The organism is Sulfitobacter sp. G5_S2_6_S6 (assembly GCF_054968505.1).
This window is the reverse complement of the sequence record NZ_JBQKUI010000001.1, coordinates 121,367-143,982: the sequence shown is the minus strand read 5'-3', so window position 1 is coordinate 143,982 and position 22,616 is coordinate 121,367. Positions and strand designations below refer to the sequence as shown.

20 protein-coding genes are annotated in these 22,616 nt (G+C 63.1%); 12 read left to right on the top strand and 8 right to left on the bottom strand.

The window, feature by feature from the left end; translation table 11 throughout:
- The first annotated feature begins 106 nt into the window (after window positions 1–106).
- The 3 genes from ACTRWK_RS00645 (at window position 107) to ACTRWK_RS00635 (ending at window position 3,870) form a co-directional block, all read left to right on the top strand.
- On the top strand, window positions 107–1,453 hold the full coding sequence (locus tag ACTRWK_RS00645; protein WP_289081555.1) for an NAD(P)/FAD-dependent oxidoreductase: 1,347 nt from the start codon (window positions 107–109) through the stop codon (window positions 1,451–1,453).
- A gap of 21 nt (window positions 1,454–1,474) precedes the next feature.
- Window positions 1,475–2,638, top strand: a complete 1,164-nt coding sequence (locus ACTRWK_RS00640) for a M20 aminoacylase family protein (RefSeq protein WP_037944485.1) — start codon at window positions 1,475–1,477, stop codon at window positions 2,636–2,638.
- 68 nt (window positions 2,639–2,706) lie between these two features.
- The gene (locus ACTRWK_RS00635; protein WP_037944484.1) at window positions 2,707–3,870 is read left to right on the top strand and encodes a M20 aminoacylase family protein; all 1,164 of its coding nucleotides are present in this window, start codon (window positions 2,707–2,709) and stop codon (window positions 3,868–3,870) included.
- 33 nt (window positions 3,871–3,903) lie between these two features.
- Here the strand turns inward: ACTRWK_RS00635 and ACTRWK_RS00630 are convergent, their stop codons facing one another.
- From ACTRWK_RS00630 to moaA, 3 genes are read right to left on the bottom strand one after another with little or no spacing between them, the layout of a single operon-like run.
- Window positions 3,904–4,965, bottom strand: a complete 1,062-nt coding sequence (locus ACTRWK_RS00630) for a glycosyltransferase family 4 protein (protein WP_005854038.1) — start codon at window positions 4,963–4,965, stop codon at window positions 3,904–3,906.
- Complete coding sequence (locus tag ACTRWK_RS00625) at window positions 4,962–6,245, bottom strand: 3-deoxy-D-manno-octulosonic acid transferase (protein WP_180827851.1); 1,284 nt, start codon at window positions 6,243–6,245, stop codon at window positions 4,962–4,964. The genes ACTRWK_RS00630 and ACTRWK_RS00625 overlap by 4 nt, the downstream gene beginning before the upstream one ends.
- A gap of 7 nt (window positions 6,246–6,252) precedes the next feature.
- On the bottom strand, window positions 6,253–7,260 hold the full coding sequence (gene moaA, locus ACTRWK_RS00620) for a GTP 3',8-cyclase MoaA (protein ID WP_005854034.1): 1,008 nt from the start codon (window positions 7,258–7,260) through the stop codon (window positions 6,253–6,255).
- An 85-nt stretch (window positions 7,261–7,345) separates the two neighbouring features.
- Between moaA and ACTRWK_RS00615 the strand changes: the two genes are divergently transcribed.
- Entirely contained in the window at window positions 7,346–7,855 is a 510-nt protein-coding gene (locus ACTRWK_RS00615; RefSeq protein ID WP_037944481.1) for a hypothetical protein, read from the top strand.
- Window positions 7,856–7,928: 73 nt separating this feature from the next.
- On the opposite strand, the gene ACTRWK_RS00610 is transcribed toward ACTRWK_RS00615, so the two are convergent.
- From ACTRWK_RS00610 to glmU, 3 genes are read right to left on the bottom strand one after another with little or no spacing between them, the layout of a single operon-like run.
- Window positions 7,929–8,678 (bottom strand): DNA alkylation repair protein, encoded by a 750-nt coding sequence (locus ACTRWK_RS00610; RefSeq protein WP_289081557.1) that lies wholly within the window; start codon window positions 8,676–8,678, stop codon window positions 7,929–7,931.
- Window positions 8,675–10,495: a glutamine--fructose-6-phosphate transaminase (isomerizing) gene (gene glmS, locus ACTRWK_RS00605; protein ID WP_037964120.1), complete on the bottom strand. Its 1,821-nt coding sequence runs from the start codon at window positions 10,493–10,495 to the stop codon at window positions 8,675–8,677. The genes ACTRWK_RS00610 and glmS overlap by 4 nt, the downstream gene beginning before the upstream one ends.
- 2 nt (window positions 10,496–10,497) lie before the next feature.
- Window positions 10,498–11,850: a bifunctional UDP-N-acetylglucosamine diphosphorylase/glucosamine-1-phosphate N-acetyltransferase GlmU gene (gene glmU, locus ACTRWK_RS00600; protein WP_184581834.1), complete on the bottom strand. Its 1,353-nt coding sequence runs from the start codon at window positions 11,848–11,850 to the stop codon at window positions 10,498–10,500.
- Between the two features lie 118 nt (window positions 11,851–11,968).
- On the opposite strand from glmU, the gene ACTRWK_RS00595 reads away from it, so the two are divergent.
- The gene (locus tag ACTRWK_RS00595; RefSeq protein ID WP_005854024.1) at window positions 11,969–12,640 is read left to right on the top strand and encodes an HAD-IA family hydrolase; all 672 of its coding nucleotides are present in this window, start codon (window positions 11,969–11,971) and stop codon (window positions 12,638–12,640) included.
- Between the two features lies 1 nt (window position 12,641).
- The gene (locus tag ACTRWK_RS00590) at window positions 12,642–13,847 is read left to right on the top strand and encodes a DegT/DnrJ/EryC1/StrS family aminotransferase (protein ID WP_462843750.1); all 1,206 of its coding nucleotides are present in this window, start codon (window positions 12,642–12,644) and stop codon (window positions 13,845–13,847) included.
- Here ACTRWK_RS00590 and ACTRWK_RS00585 read toward each other — a convergent pair.
- Window positions 13,844–14,245 carry a VOC family protein gene (locus tag ACTRWK_RS00585; protein WP_462843749.1) on the bottom strand — a complete coding sequence of 134 codons (402 nt, stop codon included), beginning with the start codon at window positions 14,243–14,245 and terminating at the stop codon, window positions 13,844–13,846. The two genes, ACTRWK_RS00590 and ACTRWK_RS00585, sit on opposite strands and share 4 nt — an antisense overlap.
- A 139-nt stretch (window positions 14,246–14,384) precedes the next feature.
- The gene (locus ACTRWK_RS00580) at window positions 14,385–14,855 is read right to left on the bottom strand and encodes a pyridoxamine 5'-phosphate oxidase family protein (protein ID WP_005854017.1); all 471 of its coding nucleotides are present in this window, start codon (window positions 14,853–14,855) and stop codon (window positions 14,385–14,387) included.
- Between the two features lie 146 nt (window positions 14,856–15,001).
- Between ACTRWK_RS00580 and ACTRWK_RS00575 the strand changes: the two genes are divergently transcribed.
- The 6 genes from ACTRWK_RS00575 to ACTRWK_RS00550 all read left to right on the top strand — a co-directional run bounded on the left by ACTRWK_RS00575 (window position 15,002) and on the right by ACTRWK_RS00550 (window position 22,572).
- The gene (locus ACTRWK_RS00575; RefSeq protein ID WP_005854015.1) at window positions 15,002–16,165 is read left to right on the top strand and encodes an isovaleryl-CoA dehydrogenase; all 1,164 of its coding nucleotides are present in this window, start codon (window positions 15,002–15,004) and stop codon (window positions 16,163–16,165) included.
- Entirely contained in the window at window positions 16,162–16,653 is a 492-nt protein-coding gene (locus ACTRWK_RS00570) for a lysozyme inhibitor LprI family protein (protein WP_462843748.1), read from the top strand. The genes ACTRWK_RS00575 and ACTRWK_RS00570 overlap by 4 nt, the downstream gene beginning before the upstream one ends.
- Window positions 16,653–18,176, top strand: a complete 1,524-nt coding sequence (locus ACTRWK_RS00565; protein ID WP_462843747.1) for an AMP-binding protein — start codon at window positions 16,653–16,655, stop codon at window positions 18,174–18,176. Before ACTRWK_RS00570 ends, ACTRWK_RS00565 begins: the two co-directional genes overlap by 1 nt.
- Before the next feature lie 52 nt (window positions 18,177–18,228).
- A complete protein-coding gene (locus ACTRWK_RS00560; protein WP_462843746.1) occupies window positions 18,229–19,833 on the top strand; it encodes a carboxyl transferase domain-containing protein in 1,605 nt (534 codons plus the stop codon).
- A 127-nt stretch (window positions 19,834–19,960) separates the two neighbouring features.
- The gene (locus ACTRWK_RS00555) at window positions 19,961–21,895 is read left to right on the top strand and encodes an acetyl/propionyl/methylcrotonyl-CoA carboxylase subunit alpha (RefSeq protein ID WP_037944469.1); all 1,935 of its coding nucleotides are present in this window, start codon (window positions 19,961–19,963) and stop codon (window positions 21,893–21,895) included.
- A gap of 11 nt (window positions 21,896–21,906) precedes the next feature.
- Complete coding sequence (locus ACTRWK_RS00550; protein ID WP_005854006.1) at window positions 21,907–22,572, top strand: glutathione S-transferase family protein; 666 nt, start codon at window positions 21,907–21,909, stop codon at window positions 22,570–22,572.
- Window positions 22,573–22,616 lie beyond the last annotated feature (44 nt).

Sequence of the window (22,616 nt, the reverse complement as noted above, 5' to 3'; positions counted from 1 at the left end):
AAATGGCATCACATCCCGGGGGAGGGGCCGCAGCGCGGCACCGGGGGCTGGCCCCCGATCCAGGCCTGTTTTGCCCGCGACGCCCACGCAATATAAAGCCTGACCCATGCAGCCTTTCCCGATCCATACGACCACCCCCGTCACCTATCCCGGCCCCCAGCCAGCCACGTCGGATATCGTCGTTATCGGCGGCGGGATCATCGGGGTCTGCACGGCACTGTTCCTCGCCCGGGAGGGTCACTCGGTCACCTTGCTGGAAAAGGGCCGCATCGCCGCCGAACAATCCAGCCGCAACTGGGGGTGGATCCGGCAACAGGGGCGCGACCCTGACGAGATGCCGATCATGGCCGAGGCGCAGGCGCTCTGGCGCGAACTTGCGGGGCAAACGAATGTGGATATCGGGCTGCGGCAGGGCGGCATCGCCTATCTGGCGCAAAGGCCGACACAGCTTGCGGGCTATGAAAACTGGCTGCCCCATGCGCGGGCCAACGGCGCGGACAGTCGGATGATGACGGCGGCCGAGGTCTCCGCCATGTTCCCCGGCCTTGCGACACCTCAGATCGGCGCGCTGATCACGCCGTCGGACATGCGGGCGGAGCCTTGGGTCGCGGTGCCCGCACTCGCCGGTATCGCCGCGCGAGAGGGCGTTCAGATCATCGAGAATTGCGCCGTGCGCTGCCTTGATATCGCGGCGGGGCGGGTTGCCGGGGTGATCACGGAGCATGGGCGTATCGCGTCTTCGCAGGTGGTGCTGGCAGGTGGCGCGTGGTCGGCGCTGTTCCTACGCAATCACGGTATCTCTATGCCGCAGCTGTCGGTGCGCGAAAATGTGGCGGCGACCGAAAGCTTGCCTGAAATTTACGCAGGGGCGGTGTCGGACGGGCGGGTCGCGTTCCGGCGGCGCGAGGATGGCGGCTATACGCTCGCTCCTCCCGGCGCGCCCGAGCTCTTTGTGGGCCCTGACGCCTTTCGCGCCTTGCCCCACTACCTGACCCAGTTGCGCGCCGATCCCTTTGGTCAAAGGCTTCACCCTTTTGCGCCCAAGGGCTTTCCCGATGCCTGGACGACCAAGCGGCGCTGGCAGGCCGATACCCCATCCCCCTTCGAGGCGATGCGCATCCTTAATCCCGTGCCCAATATGGCCAAGATCCGCCGCCTGCTGCGTGATTTTTCAGCAATGTTCCCCGACTTGGGTCCGATAAAGCTGAAATCTGCCTGGGCGGGGATGATCGACACGATGCCTGACATTGTACCTGTCGTGGATACTGTGGCAGCACTGCCGGGGCTGACCATTGGCACGGGCATGTCGGGGCACGGCTTTGGTATCGGGCCGGGTATGGGCCGCGTTCTGGCGCGTCTGGCCACGGGGCAAAGCGGCGGGCACGACCTGACCCGCTTTCGCCTTGCACGTTTCACCGATGGAAGCCCGATGATCCTGGGCCCGAACGTCTAGACACATAAAGGAACGCACGCGATGCCGATCAAGAACCGCTTTGCCGAAACCCATGCCGACATCACCGCGTGGCGGCGTCACCTGCATACGATCCCCGAATTGCAATTCGATCTGCCGCAGACCGCGGCTTTCGTCGAAGAGAAGCTACGCAGCTTTGGCATTACCGATATCACCACCGGCGTGGCGCAAAGCGGCATCGTCGCGGTGATCGAGGGCAAGACCAATGCCTCGGGGCGCAGCATCGGCTTGCGCGCGGACATGGACGCTTTACCCATCACCGAGGCGACGGGGCTTGAGTATGCGTCCAAAACGCCGGGCAAGATGCATGCCTGCGGCCATGACGGGCACACCGCGATCCTGCTGGGGGCCGCGCAGTATCTGGCAGAAACGCGCAATTTCGACGGGCGGGCGGTGCTTATCTTCCAGCCCGCTGAAGAGGGCGGCGGCGGTGGCAACGTCATGGTCGAGGAAGGCCTGATGGAGCGTTGGTCGATCGACGAGGTCTACGGGCTGCACAATATGCCCGGCCATCCCGTCGGCGCATTCGCGATCCGCAGTGGCCCTTTGCTGGCGGCGGCGGATGAGTTCGACATCATCATCACCGGGCAGGGCGGCCATGCCGCAGCCCCGCACGAGGCGATCGATACCAACCTTGCCGCGGCGCATGTCGTTGTCGCGCTGCAATCCATCGCCGCACGCAACGTGGATCCGATCAAGAATGCTGTCGTGTCAGTCTGTACCCTGCGGTCCGATACCGACAGCCACAACGTCCTGCCGCAAACCGTGCGGCTGCGCGGCACGGTCCGCACGCTGGATGCGGGCATCCGCGATCTGGTGCAGGACCGGCTGGAGGCAGTCGTGACCCACACCTGCGCCGCCCACCAATGCACTGCCGACATCGCTTACGCGCGCGGCTATCCCATCACCGTGAACGCTGACGCGAACACCGCCTATGCCGCTGATGTGGCCGAGAATATCGCCCCCGGTGTAGACCGCGACACGCCGCCGATCATGGCCGGAGAGGATTTCTCGTATATGCTGAACCAGCGCCCCGGTGCCTATATCATGCTGGGTAATGGCGACGGGCCCACCGTCCACCACCCCATGTATAATTTCAACGATGACGCGATCCCCGCAGGTTGTAGCTGGTTCGCGGAAATGATTGAAACAAGATTGCCAGCCTAGCCGCCGGCTTTGCCCGAAAGGGGCGCTGCGCGTTTCCCTTTTTTCACAGACTTCAAGGACTTCGAAAAATGCCCGTTAAGAACCGATTTGCCGAATTGCACACCGACATCACCGCATGGCGACGTGATTTGCATGAACACCCCGAGATCCTGTTCGAGACGCATCGCACCTCTGCCACCGTGGCCGAGAAACTGCGCGCTTTCGGCTGTGACGAAGTTGTCGAAGGCATCGGGCGTACCGGTGTTGTCGGCGTGATCAAGGGCAATGCCACCAGCTCGGGCAAGGTCATCGGGCTGCGTGCGGATATGGACGCGCTGCCGATCCACGAACAGACGGGGCTGGACTATGCCTCCAAAACGCCCAATGCGATGCATGCCTGCGGCCACGACGGCCACACGGCGATGCTGTTGGGCGCGGCGCAGTATCTGGCCGAGACACGGAATTTCGACGGGACCGTTGTGGTGATCTTTCAGCCTGCCGAAGAAGGCGGCGGTGGCGGGCGCGAGATGTGCAAGGACGGCATGATGGAACGCTGGGGCATTCAGGAAGTCTATGGCATGCACAACTGGCCCGGCATTCCTGCCGGACAATTCGGCATCCGCCCCGGCCCGTTCTTTGCGGCCACCGACCTGCTGGAAATCGAAGTCGAGGGTCTGGGCGGCCACGCGGCCAAACCACACGAGACCATCGATACCGGTGTGGTCACCGCACATATCATCACCGCGCTGCAAACCATCGTCAGCCGGAACGCGGACCCCGTGGGCAATATCGTTGTCTCGATCACCTCGATCGAATCCTCGTCCAAGGCGTTCAACGTGATCCCGCAGCGGGTGAACTTGCTGGGCACCGTGCGCACCCTGTCCAATGACCTGCGCGATCTGGCTGAAAAGCGCGTGACAGAGATTTGTGAAGGCATCGCGGCGACCTTTGGCGCGACGGCAAAGGTCAAATACGTGCGCAACTATCCGGTGATGGTGAACCACGACGAACAGACTGAATTCGCGGCGGATGTCGCGCGCGGCATCTCGGGGCAATGCGACGAAGCACCTTTGGTCATGGGGGGCGAGGATTTCGCCTTTATGCTCGAAGAGCGCCCCGGTGCCTATATTCTGGTCGGCAATGGCGACACTGCGATGGTGCACCACCCGATGTATAACTTTAACGACGATATCATTCCCGCGGGCTGCAGCTGGTGGGCGGGTATCGCCGAACAACGCATGCCCATCGGCTGATCACACAGGCATGGGGCGGGGGAAACCCGCGCCCTATGCCGCCAGCAGCTTGCGATAGATTTTGACCAGCGCCGCCGCTTCGCGGGCGATAGAGAAATCCGACATCACATAGCTGCGCCCGGCCTCTGCCCATGCGGCCAGTCGGGTCCGGTCGGACAGGGCATCGCGCGTCGCGGCCTCAAGCGCTGGAATGTCATCGGGGTCCACCAGTAGGCCCGTCGTACCTTGCACCACCAGCTTTTCAAAGGCCCCCACACGGGTCGCGACCACGGGCACACCGCAGGCCATCGCCTCGATCGGGGTGAGGCCGAAGCCCTCCCACCGTTGGGGGGCGACGTAAAGGTCCAGCACGCGGTAGAAATCCGCCATATCGCCCACAGGCACCTCTGGCAGGAACAGCATCCGGTCCGACAGCCCTTCGGCGCGGGCGCGGTCTTTCAGGCCCTTTTCGAAGCTCTCGTATTTCTCGGTCGCGCGCCCCATCACAAGGGCGACGACATCGGGGTTGTCTCGCAGGATCGGCAGCATCGCCTCGACAAAGGCATCGGTGCCCTTTTGTGCGCGGATACGGCCGTAGCAGCCCACCAGCGTCGCGTTCACTGGCAGCTTAAGCTCGGCGCGCAGGGCGGCGCGGTCGGGCGAGGGGGCAAAGCCTTCGGTGTCGATCCCGTGCATGATCACATGGCCGGGGTTTTCCAGATAGGCGTTTGTCCGGTCCGAGGTAGCCACCACGGCATCCATCCGCCGGATCAGCCAGCGCGTCAGGCCGGTCTGTTCGCGTTGGCTGGCCGAGGTGAACATCAGCTTGAGCCGCTTGCCCAGCAGATAGCGCAGCGCCAGCCCGCCCAGCATCTCGACGTTGCGCCGCGCGTGCCAGACCCGCCAGCCCGACGGTGACGGCCCGCGGCGCGACATGGTCACAAGCGAGGCCAGCGGCACCTGCGGCACATCATCAGGCACAACGGGTCCCGTTGCCGCGATAGAGATATCGCGCGATTGGACCGGCACCAGCCGCATCACAGTGGCCGTGACGCCGCTGAGCCTGCGTTTGAAATTCGGCGCGATCACATCGGTGCGGGCAAGGGGGTGCGTCATGGGGTATCCAACTTCAATGTGGTGATCAGACGGCTGGCAATGGCATCAAGCTGGTCATCCTGTGCCGCGATGAAGCGGGCAGCGGCAGCGGTCATCGTCGCCAGCTCATCCGGTTTGGTCAAGAGCGCGGCAACGCGGGCGGCCAGATCATCGCCATCCGCCACGATCCGCGCAGCGCCTTCAGCCTCGAGCTGGGCATAGGTTTCCGCAAAGGCCGCAACATGGTTGCCCGACAGCACCGCAGCACCCGATTGCGCCACCTCGAACGGGTTATGCCCGCCAATGGGCAGCAGCGATCCGCCTAGAAACACGACATCGGACAGGCTGTACCAGAGGCCCAATTCCCCCAACGTGTCGGCCAGATAGACCTGCCCCCCTGGGGCGTCCCCACGGCTGCGACGCTGCACGGTCAGCCCCGCATCCTGTACCAGCGCCTCTACCGCGTCGCCGCGTTCGGGGTGGCGGGGGGCAAGGATGAGACACAGATCGGGGATCTCGCGCAGCAGCTTCTTATGCGCGTCCAGAACGCTGCGTTCCTCGCCTTCGTGGGTGGAGGAGGCGACCCAGACCGCCCGCCCGCCAAGCGCTGTGCGCGCAGCCGCCAACGCCTGTGCATCGACGGGCAGCGGGCCGGCCATGGATTTCAGGTTCACGCCTGGCGACACACGATCGGCGGGGGCATGCATGCGGATCATATTGCGTGCCATCGCGTCATTCTGCGTCACGATCAGCGTGAAGACATCGAACAGGTAGCGGGCAGTGCGGGGCCATTTCTCCCAGAACTCGACCGTCTTGTCAGACATGCGCGCGTTGACCAACGCCATCGGCGCGCCGGTCGCATGGGTCCGTCGCAGCATCTGCGGCCAGATCTCGCTTTCGACAAATATCGCGGCGTCGGGCTGCCAATGGGCCAGGAACCGCTTTAACGGGCCGGGGGCGTCCAGCGGGGCAAACTGGTGCAGGCTGCGCGGCGGCAGACGTTGGTCCACCAGCCTGGCCGAGGTCGCGGTGCCGGACGTAATCAGGAAATGCGCATCGGGCAGCATGTGCCCCATGCGGGTGATCAGCGCCAGCACCGACAGGCTTTCGCCCACGGAGGCCGCATGCACCCAGACGAGCGCGCCGCTTGGGCGCGGCTGTGTGGCGATGCCGCGTTTCTCTCCCGCGCGGGCGGCGGGCACGTCTTGCGCGTTCAGCTTGCGCGCCTCTGCGCTGGCGGCAAAGGGGATCAGGCAGCGGCTGGCAAGAACCCAGGCGCGGTACAGGAAAGGCGCGGACACGGTCGCGTCAGCCGCCTGTGTGGCTCATGTGGCGGGGCATCTGCCCATCCAGCTTTTGCCGTGAATAATCAAAGTCGTGGCCCTTGGGCTTAAGGTTGATCGCCGCGCGAATTGCGTCTTTCAAGGGCGCGTCGTCATCGGGGTGATTGCGCAAGGGCGCGCGCAGGTCGGCCACATCTTCCTGCCCCAGACACATGTAGATTTCACCGGTGCAGGTGATCCGCACGCGGTTGCAACTTTCGCAGAAATTATGGGACAGCGGCGTGATAAAGCCGATCTTCTGGCCGGTCTCTTCCAGCCGGACATACCGGGCAGGGCCGCCCGTATTCTCGGCCAGATCGGTGACGGTGTAATGTTCCTCGTAGGTGCGGCGCACATCCTTGAGCGACCAATACTGGCCCAAGCGGTCCTCGTTGCCCAAGTCGCCCATGGGCATCACCTCGATCCAGGTCAGATCAATCCCGCGATCCGCACACCAAGCGGTCATCGACGGCAGTTCTGCCTCGTTGAAGCCTTTCAGCGCGACGGCGTTGATCTTGACACGCAGCCCGGCATTCTGCGCTGCGTCGATCCCGCGCAGCACCTGCGGCAGACGCCCCCAACGGGTGATGTCGGCGAATTTCTGATCGTCCAGCGTATCAAGCGAGACATTCACACGGCGCACGCCCGCAGCATAAAGATCGGCGGCATAACGTTCTAACTGGCTGCCATTGGTGGTCAGCGTCAGCTCTTTCAGCGTGCCGGCGTCCAGATGGCGGGTCATGCTGTCGAAGAAGGTCATGATACCTTTGCGGACCAAAGGCTCACCGCCGGTGATGCGCAGCTTTTGCACACCCAGATCGACAAAGTTGGTGCACAGCCGATCCAGCTCTTCCAAGGTCAGAAGTTCCTTCTTGGGGAGGAAATTCATATTCTCGGACATGCAATAAACACAGCGAAAGTCACAGCGGTCTGTGACAGAGACGCGCAGATAGGTGATAGCGCGGGCGAACGGGTCAATCAAAGGTGCATTCATATCCCATAGGTAAACATCGGCCCATCCCGGGGCAAGTAGCATTTAGGAGATTGAAGCGGCAGGGGGGGAGCGTTAGATTTAACCCATGAAACATTATATTATTCTAGGTGTCGCTGTCGTTGCTCTGGCCGGATGTGCGGGCGTAACGGATCGTTTGGGTTTGGGCAAACGCGGGGCGGACGCCGCCCCGCCCACGGCCGAGGCCGAGGCGCGTGCTGAGGCGTCCCTGTCGTCCGCCACCGCGGCTGCCCGTCCGCCTGCTGGGGCACGCACAGCCGACGCGCTTGACACCACCACGGCCGAACAACGCGCCGAGGCGTCAAAACCTGCTGCGGCAGGGGCTAAATCGCTGGGCACCACTGTCGCCTCGCTTGGTAGCGCGACAGAGCCAGGGCTGTGGATGAAAACACCGCTGGTGAAATCGGAAATGCAGGGCCGCGTTACGAACCCCGCGACGGGCAAATCCTCTACGGTTGAACTGATCCCGCTGGATGGGCCTGCCTCGGGCGGGAGCCGCATGTCGTTGTCGGCGCTGCGTCTGATTGGCGCGTCGCTGACGGATCTGACCAAAGTTGAAGTGTCCACCAACGGTTAAGCCGCGCGGTGACGGTGTAAGATACAAAACGGGCGTCCGAGGGGGAACCTTGGACGCCCGTTTTCTGTAGGGATCAGTTGTCTGATGCGGGGGCTTCGTCTTCCGCCGTCACGTCCGCCGTCACTGCGGCTTCCAGCGGGAAATCCGGCATATGGCGCGCGGCTTCCTTGATCGCATAGGGTTTGAGGGTGGCGCGGTTGTCCTCGATAAAGGCGGCGGCGCGCACGGGGTCATGACGGCTGAGGTCGCGCACCCACCACGCGATGGCCTTTTGCAGGATGCCGTTCTTGACCGGCAGATACCCCGCTGCCCAACCAAGGATACGTTCGCGCGCGTCCAGCTCTTCGGGCTTGGGGTTGTTCTGCTTGGTCCAGGGCAGGGTGGCAACAAGTGCCGCCCGCTTCGACCACAGTTCGCCCGATTGGGTCCAGGTCTCGACCACATCCAGACGTTGAGGGTCTGCCAGCAACCGTTTTTGCGCCGCCATGCAGGCATGATCCGCGATGGCCCAGCTGTCGAAGTCCGGTACCCAGCTTTGGATCAACTGCCACGCGGGTTCGTCATCCGGGCGCAGACGGGCCTGGGTCAACAGCTTGGCCGCCGCCACCCGCGCCTCGAAGATATCCTTTTGCCACAGGGCATCGGCCAGCGCGATCCGGTCGGTCAGCGACAGCTCGGCCCGCCACGCTTTGGTCAGATCGTTGATCTGCGGGTTGGCAACGCCCAGATAGGGGCGATCCACCTTGTGATAGGCCTGCATCTTCTCGACAGCGGCGGGATCAGCCAGTTCGTTCAGCTGCGCCATATAGGGGGCAAGGTTCATTCCACAGTCACCGATTTAGCCAGGTTGCGCGGTTGGTCGACATCGGTGCCTTTGGCAATCGCGGTGTGATAGGCCAGCAACTGCGCCGGGATCGCATAGAGGATAGGGGCGAGCGCATCGGCGACGGGTGGCATCTCGATCTGCCCCCACGTGCCTTCGGCGGCTTCATCCAGCCCCGCGCGATCCGAGATCAGGATAACCTTGCCCTTGCGCGCCATGACCTCTTGCATGTTGCTGACGGTCTTGTCGAAGAGCGTGTCGTTGGGGGCCATGACCACCACAGGCACGTTTTCGTCGATCAGCGCGATCGGGCCGTGTTTAAGTTCTCCTGACGCATAAGCTTCGGCGTGTATATAGCTGATTTCTTTCAGTTTTAGCGCGCCTTCAAGAGCAAGGGGGAACATCGCGCCACGCCCCAGGAACAACACGTCACGGGCCGAGGAAAGCTTGTAGGCTTCGTCCCGCAGGGCGGCGTTTTGTTCGAGCGCGGTGTTGATCAGCGACGGCATGGACCGCAGACCAGAGACATAATCGGCCAGCTCTTCCTTGGTGATCGCGCCGCGGTCGACGGCGGCTTTCAGCACCATCAGGAACAAGACGGTCAACTGGCAGGTGAAGGCTTTGGTAGAGGCGACGCCCACCTCGACACCGGCGTGGATCGGCAACGCCAGATTGCTTTCCCGCGCGATGGAGGATTCAGTCACATTGACCACCGAAGTGATGAGATCGGCCTTGCCCGCGCAATAGCGCAGCGCGGCCAGCGTGTCGGCGGTTTCGCCCGACTGGCTGACAAACAGCGCCATGGTCCGGTCCGAGATGGGCGGTTCACGATAGCGGAATTCCGACGCGACATCGACCTCGACCGGCATGCGGGCGATCTGTTCGAACCAGTATTTCGCGGTGAGGCAGGCGTAGAAGGCCGTGCCGCAGGCGACCATGGTGATACGGTCGATCTTGGTGAAATCGAGCCCCGGATCGGGCAGCATGATCTCTCCGTCCGCTGTGAGATAGCGCGACAGGGCCTCGCCAATCACGGCGGGCTGCTCTGCGATCTCTTTCGCCATAAAATGCTTGTGGCCGGCCTTGTCGATGCGGGTGGTATCCAGGCTGATCTTCTTGACCACACGGTCAACAGGGGCATCATTGGCGTCGTAGATCTTGACCGACGTGCGGGTCAGCACGGCGCGGTCGCCTTCCTCGAGGTAGGTCACACGGTCCGTCATGGGTGACAGCGCAATCGCGTCGCTGCCCAGATACATCTCGTTGTCGCCATAGCCGACGGCTAGCGGGGCCCCCTTGCGCGCGCCGATCATCAGATCGTCTTCACCGTCAAACAGGAACGCCAGCGCGAAAGCCCCATGCAGCCGCGCAATGGTCTTGGTCGCGGCGTCTACAGGGCCCAGCCCTTCGGCCATGTATTTCTGGGTGAGCAGCACGACCGTTTCGGTGTCCGTCTCGGTCACGAATTCAACGCCGTCCTTGGACAGTTCGGCGCGCAGCTCGCGGAAGTTTTCGATGATGCCATTATGCACAACAGCCACGGGCCCCGCCTGATGCGGGTGCGCATTGGTGACCGATGGCGCGCCATGGGTCGCCCAACGGGTATGCCCGATGCCCGACTTCCCGGCGAGCGGTTCGTGCACCAGCAGATCCGACAGGTTCACCAGTTTGCCGACGGCGCGGCGGCGGTCCAGCTTGCCCGCGTCAATCGTCGCGATACCGGCGCTGTCGTAGCCGCGATATTCCAGACGTTTCAGGGCTTCGACAAGGGTAGGCGCAACTTCGTGTTGGCCAAGGATACCGACAATACCACACATGATTAGCTGCCTCTCTGCTGTTTGGCCTTCTTGGCCTTTAACATTTCCAACAATTTCCGCGCCATGCCCGGTTTCTCTACCTGATGCGCGCGCGCCAGCGCCAATGCGTCAGCCTCCACATCCGAGGTGATGACCGACCCCGATCCCGTCATCGCTCCGTCGCCGATATGCACGGGGGCCACCAGCATGGTGTTCGACCCGATAAAGGCATTGGCCCCGATATGGGTGTGGTGCTTCATCACGCCGTCATAGTTGCAGGTGATCGTGCCCGCGCCGATATTGGCTTTGGCGCCGATGGTCGCGTCGCCGATATAGCTCAGGTGGTTCACCTTGGCCCCTTCGGCGATCTGCGCGTTCTTGACCTCGACAAAGTTGCCGATGCGCACATCCTCGGACAGCTCTGCACCGGGGCGCAGGCGGGCGTAGGGGCCGATGACCCCGCCGCGTGCGACGTGGCAGCCTTCAAGGTGGCTGAACGCGCGGATGGTGGCACCGGATTCAATCGTCACGCCGGGGCCAAAGACCACATTGGGTTCGATCACCGTGTCGCGGCCGATATAGGTGTCACGGGCGAAATAGACCGTCTCGGGGGCCATCAGCGTGATACCGTCCTCAAGCATGGCTGCACGGGCGCGCGACTGGAACGCGGCGTCGGCAGCGGCCAGATCCGCGCGGGAGTTCACGCCCATCGTCTCGGCCTCGTCACAGGTGACGGCAGTGGCTTTCAGCCCGCGTTCCCGTGCAATGCCGATGATATCGGTGAGGTAGTATTCTTCCGATGCGTTGTCGTTGCCGACCGCATCAATCAGGTCAAACAGCAGATCGGATTTGCACGCAACAACACCGCTATTACAAAGGGTTATCGCACGCTCTTCATCTGTGGCATCCTTGTATTCAACGATGCGGTCAAGGCTGTCGTCCTGCATCACCAACCGGCCATAGCGGGCAGGATCAGCGGCGTCAAAGCCCAGCACGACGACATCATTCGTCTCAAGCGCTGCGCACATGTTTTCAAGCGTTTCGGTCTGCACGAAAGGCGTATCGCCATAAAGCACGATGGCCGTGCCGTCGAAGCCTGCCAGCGCCTCGCGCGCCTGACCAACGGCGTGGGCGGTGCCCAGTTGTTCCTCTTGCACGACGACCTGTGCTTCGTCATCAAAAGCCTGCGCTGCGGCGCGGACCTGATCTGCCCCGTGGCCTGCTACAACGACCGTGCGGGCAGGCGATAGTGCGGCACCTGATGCCATGGCGTGCTCTAACAATGGTGCGTGGGCGACCGCATGCAGAACCTTGGGCAGATCCGATTGCATACGGGTACCTTTGCCTGCGGCCAAAAGGATCAGTGCAACTTCCATGTATAATCTCTTTAATCAATTTAATGTCTGCTCTCTTTACCTTGTTGGCGATTTTGCGCAAGGCTAGGGGTCATCAAAGAAGATTTCCGCCTGCAACACATTCAGCAAAGGAATGCCGATGAAAACAGTCGTATTCGACCTCGACGGGACGCTCGCGGACACCAGCGGAGACTTGATCGCCGCGGCCAATGCCTGTTTCCGCGACATGGGCGAGGGCGATGTGCTGGATGCCAAGACCGATGCAGGCACGGCGCTGAAAGGCGGCCGCGCGATGCTGCGGTTGGGCATGGAACGTTTGGGGCGCGCCGACGACGCCGAGACGATCGACCGCTACTATCCCATGCTGCTCGAAGCCTATGGCCGCGAGATCGATACCCATACCGTGCTTTACCCCGGCGCGATGGAGGCGGTGGAGGCGTTGAAAGCCGCGGGCTATCGCGTGGCGATCTGCACCAACAAGCCCGAAGGGCTGGCCCATACGCTGCTGACCAAGCTTGGCGTGCGCGATGCCTTTGGCGCGATGGTGGGGGCCGATACGCTGGCGATCCGCAAGCCCGATCCGGAGCATCTGTTCGAAACCGCGCGCCGAGCCGGGGGCGACCCCGCGTTGTGCTTGCTTGTGGGCGATACCAATACCGACCGCGAGACGGCGCGCGCGGCGGGGGTGCCTTGCGTGTTGGTCTCCTTCGGTCCCTCGGGCGATGATATGGCAGCACTTGGCCCCGAAGCCCTGCTGGACCACTATGACGATCTGCCCGACATCGTGACCCGTCTGATCGGTGCTGTCTGACATGGCATCTGACACGGCAGAGGTGTTCGCCGGCAGCTTCACCCAGCAAGAACCGATCCCCGAGGACGCCATCGACGCCGCCGTCGCCGTGATGCGCCACGGGCGGCTGCACCGCTATAACACCGCGCCCGGCGAAACCGCCGAGGCCGCGCTGCTAGAGCAGGAGTTCGCCGCGATGGTGGGCGCGCAATACTGCCTTGCCGTGGCCTCGGGCGGCTATGCCATCGCGACCGCCTTGCGGGCCGTTGGCGTCAAGCCGGGGGATCGGGTGCTGTCCAACGCTTTCACGCTGGCCCCCGTGCCCGGCGCGATTGCCGCGGTCGGGGCCACGCCGGTCTTTGTCGATGTCACCCAAGGGCTGGTGATCGATCTGGACGATTTGGCCGCCAAGCTGGATCAGGCGCGGGTGCTGCTGCTAAGCCATATGCGCGGGCATATCTGCGATATGGACCGGTTGATGGCGCTTTGTGATGCCGCCGGTGTCACCGTGGTAGAGGATTGCGCTCATACCATGGGGGCAAGCTGGAACGGTGTGCCATCGGGGCGGCATGGGGCGGTGGGGTGCTATTCCTGCCAGACCTACAAACACGTCAACGCGGGCGAGGGCGGGTTGCTGGTCACCGATGATGCAGCACTTGCGGCGCGGGCGATCATGCTCTCAGGGTCCTATATGCTTTATGACCGGCATCTGGCGGGGCCGCCGCCCGAAGCCTTCGAGACGGTGAAATACGACACGCCGAATATCTCTGGCCGGATGGATAACCTGCGCGCGGCGATCCTGCGCCCGCAGCTCAAGCGGCTTGAGGCACAGATCGACGGGTGGAATGCCCGGTATCACGTGGTTCAGGACGGCTTGCGCGACACGCCCGGCCTGACCCTCATCGACCGCCCCGCGGTGGAACGCTTTGTCGGATCGTCGTTCCAGTTCCTGCTGTCTGGCTGGGCCCCCGAGGCCATCACAACAGTGCTGACCCGCTGCGCCGCCCGCGGGGTAGAGCTTAAGTGGTTCGGCGGGGCGGAGCCTGTGGGCTTTACCAGCCGCTACGATTCATGGCGCTATGCCGAACCCTCTGCGCTGCCCGCCAGCGATGCGGTGCTCGCCAGTATCATGGACATGCGCGTCCCGCTGACGTTCTCGTTGGACGACTGCGCGCTGATCGCACGGATCATTCGCGCGGAAGTCTCGGCGGTGTTCCAGCAGGGCTAGGCCGCGCCGGGGGTCGCCATCTGGATCAACTGGATGAGGTTCCCGCAGGTGTCATCCAGCACCGCCATGCGGACGGGGCCGGCATCAATAGGGTCTTGGGTGAAGGCGACACCGCTGTCGGTCAGCCGTTTGACTTCGGCATCCAGATCCTCAACCTGAAAGGAATGGGCCGCGATCCCGTCCTCCACCAGCGCCTGTTTGTAGGGGCCAACGGCGCGGTGATCGCTGGGCTCTAGCAAAAGCTCTGTCCCGTCGGGCTGGTCGGGCGATACCACGGTGAGCCAGCGGTGCGTCCCGAGGGGGATATCGTTCTTTACCTCAAATCCCAGCTTGTCGCAGTAGAACTTCTGGGCCTTGTCTTGGTCGTCAACGAAGATGCTGGTCACATAGATTTTCATATCAATTCATCCGTTCATGGCTGTATCGGGCCGGGTCTGATGCAAAGCCCGCGGGTGTTCGGCAGCACCCTAGCATGGCATCGCGAAAAGGGCAGACACAACGGCCCGCCCTTGCTGCGATTGATGGCGAGTCCGCCGTTCAGAAGCGAATGGTCCCATGTTCGCCCGCATCCGGAACCTGTTTGGTCACATTGGCTTTGGCGATCTCGTACAGGAAGGACAGGCTGCCGCCGGTCAGCCAGACCTCCGCCTGTTTGAGGTCCATACGGACAAGTTGCACGTCGTCATCCTTGCGTCCGTCCTTGAACCACGCGGCGGCAAAGGCGTTCCACAACTCGTCCAGTTTGGCAGGGTCGGTCACAGCCTGAACGGTACCGTCGATCCGGGCGTATAGGTGTTCATCCTTGCTGGTCACCAGATATTCGGCCGCAGCACCGGTCTGGGCGGATTTCGCCAGATCGGTGTCCCGTGCGGTGATGAACCAAAGGCAGTTGGCGTCGTGGTCGGCATAGTGGCTCATGGGGATGGCGCGGGCGGTATCGGTGGCCAGCATCCCGATGCGGGTGTCGTCTACGCGGTCCCAGAATTCTTTCTTCAATGACGTGCTCATATCGGGGCGTCCTTTCTATCCTGTGTCACGGGGGTAACATCGGCGGCGCGGGTGCAGTTCCGCGCAGCCTGCGACATTTGCTTGACCGAATCCGCGAGAAGTGTAGTGTAATGAACAACTGTTCAATAAACTCGGGGGAGGGGTCTATGTTCAACACCACCATGAAATTCGATCTGGGCGACGACGTGAACGAGATGCGCGATATGGTGCACCGTTGGGCGCAGGAACGGGTCAAACCGATGGCCGCCGAGATCGACACCAAGAACGAATTCCCGCCCGCGCTCTGGGAAGAAATGGGCAGCCTTGGTCTGCTGGGCATGACGGTCGAGGAAGAATTCGGCGGCTCGGGCATGGGCTATGTCGCACACACGGTCGCGGTTGAAGAAATCGCGCGCGCTTCCGCCTCGGTCTCGCTGTCCTACGGGGCGCATTCGAACCTCTGCGTCAACCAGATCCGTCTTAACGGCAGCCCCGAGCAGAAGGCGAAATTCCTGCCGGGCCTGTGCTCGGGTCAACATGTAGGCGCGCTGGCGATGTCCGAACCCTCTGCGGGCAGCGACGTGGTGTCGATGAAACTGCGCGCCGAAAAGCGCAACGATCACTACCGCCTGTCGGGAAATAAATACTGGATCACCAACGGCCCCGACGCCGACACGCTGGTGGTCTATGCCAAGACCGACCCCGATGCCGGATCGAAAGGCATCACCGCCTTCCTGATCGAGAAATCCATGAAAGGCTTCACCACCAGCCCGCATTTCGACAAGCTTGGCATGCGCGGGTCCAACACGGCAGAGCTGATCTTTGACGATGTCGAAGTCCCGTTTGAAAACGTTCTGGGGGAAGAGGGGCGCGGCGTGGCGGTGCTGATGTCGGGGCTTGATTACGAACGCGTGGTGCTGGCGGGGATCGGTCTGGGAATCATGGCCGCCTGTCTGGACGAGATCATGCCCTATATGGTCGAGCGTAAACAATTCGGGCAGCCCATCGGGAACTTCCAGCTGATGCAGGGCAAGATGGCGGATATGTACACCGCGATGAATTCGGCCCGCGCCTATGTTTACGAGGTCGCCAAGGCCTGTGATCGCGGTGATGTCACCCGTGCGGATGCCGCCGCCTGCTGCCTTTATGCCAGCGAAGAGGCGATGAAACAGGCGCATCAGGCGGTGCAGGCCATGGGCGGGGCGGGCTACCTGTCGGACAACCCCGTGGGGCGCATCTTCCGCGATGCCAAGCTGATGGAGATCGGGGCAGGCACCTCTGAAATCCGCCGGATGCTGGTGGGCCGCGAGATGATGGGAGCGATGGCGTGAAACCTCTCGGCATCGCCCTGATGCTTTGCGCCTCACCGCTTGCCGCGCAAGATCTGCAATATACTGATCGCGGCACAGAGATTTGCCTCGCCGACGCCGATGGTTTTGCCGCCGAGATGGTCTGCGTCGGTGTCTCTGCGAACCAGTGCATGGAGGATTCTCCGGGCGGGAGCAGCACCTATGGTATGGGCGGGTGTCTGGACCGTGAGCTGCAATTCTGGGACCAGCGGTTGAACGATAATTACGCCGCGGTGATGGTGCAGGCCAAACGGATGGATGCCGATGCGATCCCGGGGCCCGAGGGAAGCCCCGGCGTGGCGGATGCCCTGCGCGAGATGCAGCGGGCGTGGATCGTGTTCCGCGACAAGGCGTGCACCTATGAAGCCTCGCTTTGGCAGGGGGGCACGGGGCGCGGACCTGCGGCGATTAACTGTCTGATGCATCAGACCGCGCGTCAGGCTTTGTCGCTGGACGTGTGGGAAGGCTGATGGCTGACGTCCTGCCAGGTCTGGACGCAACGGGCGCGTGGGAGATTCCGGCGCGGCTGAACATGGCGGCGCAATGTCTGTCCCATGACCCCGCGCGGCTTGCGATCATTGATCTGACGGGCGATGCACGACGCGATGTCAGCTTTGGCACCCTGTCCGATATGGTCGACGGGCTGGCCCGCGCCTTGGCGCAGCGGGTGCAGGCAGGCGACCGTGTGGGCGTGCTGCTGGGGCAAAGCCCGTGGTGTGCTGCGGCCCATCTGGCGATCTGGAAAATCGGCGCGATTTCAGTGCCTTTGTTCAAACTCTTCAAGTATGATGCCCTCGCATCGCGGGTGCGTGATGCGGGCGTGACGCTGGTGCTGACCGATCCCGAAGGGCGCGATCTGCTGGGGGGGCTGGCGACGCCCTTGATGGCAGATAGCGTCGGCGTGGCGGGCGATCCTGTTGCCTTTGCCGACACCGGCCCTGACGATCCGGCGGTGCTGATCTATACCTCGGGCACGACGGGGTCGCCCAAGGGGGCGCTGCATGGCCATCGGGTGCTGACGGGCCATCTGCCCGGCGTCTCGCTCAGCCATGATGTGCTGGGGCAGGACGGCGATTGCCTCTGGACGCCTGCGGATTGGGCGTGGATCGGCGGGCTGTTCGATGTGGCAATGCCCGCGCTGGCGCTTGGCGTGCCTGTTGTCGCGGCGCGCTTAGCGAAATTCTCTCCAGACGCCTGTGCGCGCATCATCCGCGAGGGCGATGTGCGCAACGTGTTCTTCCCCCCGACCGCGCTGCGGATGCTCAAGGCCGAGGGAGCTACGATCGCGGGGCTACGCTCTGTCGCATCTGGGGGGGAGCCTTTGGGGGCCGAGATGCTTGCATGGGGACAACAAGCCTTTGGCCTGGGTATCAACGAATTTTACGGGCAGACCGAATGTAATATGGTCGCCACCAGCGCGGGCAGCCAGTTCCCGCCGCGCCCCGGTTGCATCGGTAAACCTGTGCCGGGCCATGACGTCGAAGTGCTGGATGATGCCGGTAAGCCGACGGCAGACGAAGGCGATGTCGCCATCCGCAAGGGATCAGCCGCGATGATGCTGGGCTATTGGCAGCGCCCCGACGAGACAGCGCAGAAATTCCGGGGTGACTGGATGCTGACCGGTGATCGAGGCGTGTTCGACGGTGAATACCTGCGCTTTATCGGGCGCGAGGATGATGTGATCACCTCAAGCGGCTATCGCATCGGTCCGGCAGAGATCGAGGATTGCCTGCTGACCCATCCAGAAGTCGCAACCTGCGGTGTGGTGGGCAAGCCCGACCCGCTGCGGACAGAGATCGTCAAAGCCTATGTCGTGCGCAAATCCGGTGCGACTGTCGATGAGCAGACCCTGCAAGACTGGGTGAAAACCCGCCTTGCCAGCTATTCCTACCCGCGCGAGGTGGCCTTTCTGGATGCCTTGCCGATGACCGTCACAGGCAAGGTGATCCGCCGCGCGCTGAAAGCCCGCGCGGCTGCCGAAGGGGCTGCGTGATGCAATACCCCCCTGTGACGTCCCCCCATTCCATCCGATCAAGGAGACCGACATGAAGCTGATTTCGCAAGCCTTGCCCTCGTCCGAAAGCTTCAAGGCGAACGAGGCCGCACATCTGGCCGCCCTGCAAACCATCCGCGAGGCTGCGGATGCGGCGGAACTGGGCGGCGGCGAGAAATCTCGCGCCCGCCACGTGAGCCGCGGCAAGATGCTGCCCCGCGAACGGGTGGCCAATCTGCTCGACCCCGGTTCGCCCTTCCTTGAGGTCGGTGCGCTGGCGGCGCATGGGCTTTATGGCGGGGCGGCCCCCGCGGCGGGTGTGATCGCGGGTGTCGGCAAGGTGCAGGGCATCGACTGCATGATCGTGTGCAACGACGCCACGGTGAAGGGCGGCACCTATTTCCCGATGAGCGTCAAGAAACACCTGCGGGCCCAGGAAATCGCCGAGGAAAACCATCTGCCCTGCATCTATCTGGTCGATAGCGGCGGCGCGAACCTGCCCAATCAGGACGAGGTCTTTCCCGACCGTGATCACTTTGGCCGGATTTTCTATAATCAGGCGCGGATGAGCGGCAAGGGCATCCCCCAGATCGCGGTGGTCATGGGATCGTGCACCGCGGGCGGGGCCTATGTGCCCGCAATGTCGGATGTGTCGATCATCGTGAAAGAGCAAGGCACAATCTTTTTGGCAGGTCCGCCGCTGGTCAAGGCCGCCACGGGCGAGGTGGTCAGCGCCGAGGATCTGGGCGGTGGCGATGTGCATACCCGTCTGTCAGGTGTGGCAGACTATCTGGCCGAGGATGACGCCCATGCGCTGGTCTTGGCACGACGCGCTGTGGCGGGATTGAACCGCGCGGCCCCGATGAATGTGCAGTGGCAACCCGCCGAAGACCCTGCCTATGATCCGGCCGAGATGCTGGGCGTTGTCCCCGCCGATCTGCGTACACCCTATGACATCCGCGAAGTCATCATGCGGCTGGTCGATGGCAGCCGCTTCGACGAATTCAAGGCGCGCTTCGGCGAGACGCTGGTCTGCGGTTTCGCCCATGTCAAAGGCTGCCCCGTCGGTATCATCGCCAACAATGGCGTCTTGTTCTCGGAATCCGCCCAGAAAGGCGCGCATTTCGTAGAACTCTGCTCGCAGCGCAAGATCCCGCTGGTGTTCTTGCAAAACATCACCGGCTTCATGGTCGGCCGCAAATACGAGAACGAAGGCATCGCACGGCACGGAGCCAAGATGGTGACGGCTGTCGCCTCGACCAATGTGCCCAAGATCACCATGCTGGTGGGCGGGTCGTTCGGGGCCGGTAACTATGGTATGGCGGGACGCGCCTATTCCCCGCGCTTCATGTGGACATGGCCGAACTCGCGCATTTCGGTCATGGGCGGCGCACAGGCGGCGGGCGTTCTGGCGACCGTCAAACGGGATGCAATTGAACGCGCGGGCGACAGCTGGACCGAGGAAGAAGAGACTGCCTTCAAGCAGCCCACGATTGATATGTTCGAGGAACAGTCGCACCCGCTTTATGCGACCGCACGGCTTTGGGATGACGGCGTGATCGACCCGCGCCACAGCCGCGAGGTGCTGTCGCTGTCGCTGCGGGCAAGCTTGAATGCGCCGATCGAGGATACGACGTTTGGTGTGTTCCGGATGTAGGCTGCGGTGGGCCTTTATGCGGCCGGGGGCCAGCCCAAGACTTTTATAAGGCCGGGGGCCAGCCCCCGGGGACCCCCGGAGTTTAAGGGGCAAAATGAAGATAAGATGGATGTGAGGGAACTGCGTGATGTTTGATACGATCCTGATTGCGAACCGGGGCGAGATTGCTTGCCGCGTGATGGAGACAGCGCAGGCCATGGGGGTGCGCTGCGTGGCGGTCTATTCCGACGCGGACCGCGCGGCGAAACATGTGGCGATGGCGGATACGGCGGTGCATATCGGCGGCTCGGCCCCTGCGGATAGCTATCTGCGCGGCGAGGTGATCATTCAGGCGGCACTGGATACGGGCGCGCAAGCGATCCATCCGGGCTATGGCTTTTTGTCCGAGAACCCCGATTTCGTGGATGCGGTAGAGGCGGCGGGGCTGGTCTTTATCGGCCCGTCGGCCAAGGCCATCCGCGCGATGGGGCTTAAAGATGCCGCCAAGGCCTTGATGGTCGAGGCGGGCGTGCCGGTTGTGCCGGGGTATCACGGGGCCGATCAGGATGACGCGCTGCTGGCGGCAGAGGCGGATAAGATCGGCTATCCGGTGTTGATCAAGGCCGTCGCCGGTGGGGGTGGCAAGGGCATGCGGCTGGTGGAGGCGGCGGACGGTTTTCAGGCCGCGCTGGAGAGTGCGCGCTCAGAGGCCAAGACAGCCTTTGGCAACGCCGATGTGCTGGTCGAGAAATTCGTCACCAAACCGCGCCATATCGAGGTGCAGGTCTTTGGCGACGGCAAAAAGGCCGTGCATCTGTTTGAACGCGATTGCTCGCTTCAGCGGCGTCACCAGAAGGTGATCGAGGAGGCTCCGGCCCCCGGCATGACGCCCGAAATGCGCGAAGCGATGGGGCAGGCGGCCGTCACAGCAGCCGAGGCGATCGGCTATGCCGGGGCGGGCACGATTGAATTCATCGTCGACGGCTCTGGCGGGTTGCAGACGGACGGCTTCTTTTTCATGGAGATGAACACCCGTCTGCAGGTGGAACATCCCGTGACCGAGGCGATTACCGGCGTTGATCTGGTAGCCTGGCAGTTGCGCGTGGCGGCGGGCGAGGGGCTGCCCCTGCGTCAGGACGAATTGTCGATCCACGGACATGCGTTTGAGGCGCGGCTTTATGCGGAGGATGTGCCCAAGGGCTTCCTGCCCGCCACGGGCACCTTGACACATTTGCAGTTCACGCCCGCCTGCCGTGCCGACAGCGGTGTGCGCGCCGGCGATACGATCAGCCCTTTCTATGATCCGATGATTGCCAAGGTGATCGTGCATGGCGACACGCGCGAGATCGCCCTGTCGCGCCTGCGCGCCGCGCTGACCGGCTGTGAGGTGGCGGGGACGGTGACAAACCTTGCGTTTCTGGGCGCTTTGGCGGCGCATGAAGGGTTTGCGGCGGGGGATGTGGATACCGGGCTGATCGCCCGTGACATTGATGCTTTGACACAAGCGCCCGAGGTGGAGCCGCGCCATGCAGCGCTTGCCGGGATGGCGGCACTGTCGTTGCTGGATCCGGCCGCGGGTGCGGGATTTACGCTGTGGCAGCCGCTGCGCCGCGCGGTTGGATTGACCTGGGGCGGAGAGGATCATCTGCTGCAGGTGCAGGTCGTCTCGGCGGATCACCAGATCTGGACCGTGGACGGGACAGAGGTCGTGGCACAGCGCATCGGCGGGCGCTGGTCCTTGGGCGGGCAACAGGCGGCGGCTGTATCCGTCGCCGAGGGGCGCGTAACGGTATTTGACGGCTATGGGCTGGTGTTTGACGTTATCGACCCGCTGGCCCGTGCCGCGGGTGGTCACGGCGACGGCAACCTGATCGAGGCGCCGATGCCCGGATTGGTGCGTGTCGTGGATGCCAAGGTCGGCCAGACGGTAACCAAGGGCGACCGCCTTGCGGTGCTGGAAGCCATGAAGATGGAGCACAGCCTGCTTGCCGCGCGCGATGGCGTTGTCGCCGAGGTTCTGGCGCAGGCTGGTGATCAGGTCGAGGCGGGTGTAGCACTGGTGCGGCTAGAGCCCGAGGCATAGGAGACCGCACCATGATTACCCTGCACCACGTCGAACAGACCCGTTCCATGCGCACCCTTTGGTTGCTGCACGAGCTGGAGGTGCCCTTTGAGGTGTCGATCCACGCCTTCGATAAATCCTTGCGTGATCCGGGCTATCTGGCGATTTCCCCGGCGGGGCGTGTGCCCTCGCTCGAGATCGACGGGGAGCGTATGTTCGAGACCGGTGCCATCGCGGAATACCTTTGCGAAAGGTTCAGCCCAGACCGTTTGGGGCGGATGCCGGGGGCGCCGGATCGCATGGCGTGGTTGGTGTGGATCCATTTTGCCGAGACGGTATCGCAGCATTGTGCCGCGCTGACCCAGCAGCATGTGGCGCTGCGCGATGATTCCATGCGCAGCCCCATCGTGATGAAGCTGGAAGCCGCGCGTTTGATGAAGTGTTACGACGCGATCGAGGCGCGATTGGGCGGCGGGATACTGTCGCAGGATTATCTGTTGATGAGCGGTTTCACCGCGGCGGATGTGAACGTGGGGCAGGCGGTCTATATGGCGCAGCATTTCGCCAAGCTCGACAATCACCCCAATGTGGCGGCCTGGTATGCGCGCATCACCGACCGCGAGGCGTTCCAGCTGTCGCTGCCCAAAGACGTGCCGTTGTTTGACCGGACGTTTTATGACCCGTGGCCGGTCGAGTGATGCTACCGTCACGTAGGTGAGTTTATTTGGCAAAATGAAGGGGA

Coding starts and splice junctions, on each gene's coding strand:
- ACTRWK_RS00645 (WP_289081555.1), top strand. CDS start 107: ATGCAGCCTTTCCCGATCCATACGACCACCCCCGTCACCTATCCCGGC.
- ACTRWK_RS00640 (WP_037944485.1), top strand. CDS start 1,475: ATGCCGATCAAGAACCGCTTTGCCGAAACCCATGCCGACATCACCGCG.
- ACTRWK_RS00635 (WP_037944484.1), top strand. CDS start 2,707: ATGCCCGTTAAGAACCGATTTGCCGAATTGCACACCGACATCACCGCA.
- ACTRWK_RS00630 (WP_005854038.1), bottom strand. CDS start 4,965: ATGACGCACCCCCTTGCCCGCACCGATGTGATCGCGCCGAATTTCAAA.
- moaA (WP_005854034.1), bottom strand. CDS start 7,260: ATGAATGCACCTTTGATTGACCCGTTCGCCCGCGCTATCACCTATCTG.
- ACTRWK_RS00615 (WP_037944481.1), top strand. CDS start 7,346: ATGAAACATTATATTATTCTAGGTGTCGCTGTCGTTGCTCTGGCCGGA.
- ACTRWK_RS00610 (WP_289081557.1), bottom strand. CDS start 8,678: ATGAACCTTGCCCCCTATATGGCGCAGCTGAACGAACTGGCTGATCCC.
- glmS (WP_037964120.1), bottom strand. CDS start 10,495: ATGTGTGGTATTGTCGGTATCCTTGGCCAACACGAAGTTGCGCCTACC.
- glmU (WP_184581834.1), bottom strand. CDS start 11,850: ATGGAAGTTGCACTGATCCTTTTGGCCGCAGGCAAAGGTACCCGTATG.
- ACTRWK_RS00595 (WP_005854024.1), top strand. CDS start 11,969: ATGAAAACAGTCGTATTCGACCTCGACGGGACGCTCGCGGACACCAGC.
- ACTRWK_RS00590 (WP_462843750.1), top strand. CDS start 12,642: ATGGCATCTGACACGGCAGAGGTGTTCGCCGGCAGCTTCACCCAGCAA.
- ACTRWK_RS00585 (WP_462843749.1), bottom strand. CDS start 14,245: ATGAAAATCTATGTGACCAGCATCTTCGTTGACGACCAAGACAAGGCC.
- ACTRWK_RS00580 (WP_005854017.1), bottom strand. CDS start 14,855: ATGAGCACGTCATTGAAGAAAGAATTCTGGGACCGCGTAGACGACACC.
- ACTRWK_RS00575 (WP_005854015.1), top strand. CDS start 15,002: ATGTTCAACACCACCATGAAATTCGATCTGGGCGACGACGTGAACGAG.
- ACTRWK_RS00565 (WP_462843747.1), top strand. CDS start 16,653: ATGGCTGACGTCCTGCCAGGTCTGGACGCAACGGGCGCGTGGGAGATT.
- ACTRWK_RS00560 (WP_462843746.1), top strand. CDS start 18,229: ATGAAGCTGATTTCGCAAGCCTTGCCCTCGTCCGAAAGCTTCAAGGCG.
- ACTRWK_RS00555 (WP_037944469.1), top strand. CDS start 19,961: ATGTTTGATACGATCCTGATTGCGAACCGGGGCGAGATTGCTTGCCGC.
- ACTRWK_RS00550 (WP_005854006.1), top strand. CDS start 21,907: ATGATTACCCTGCACCACGTCGAACAGACCCGTTCCATGCGCACCCTT.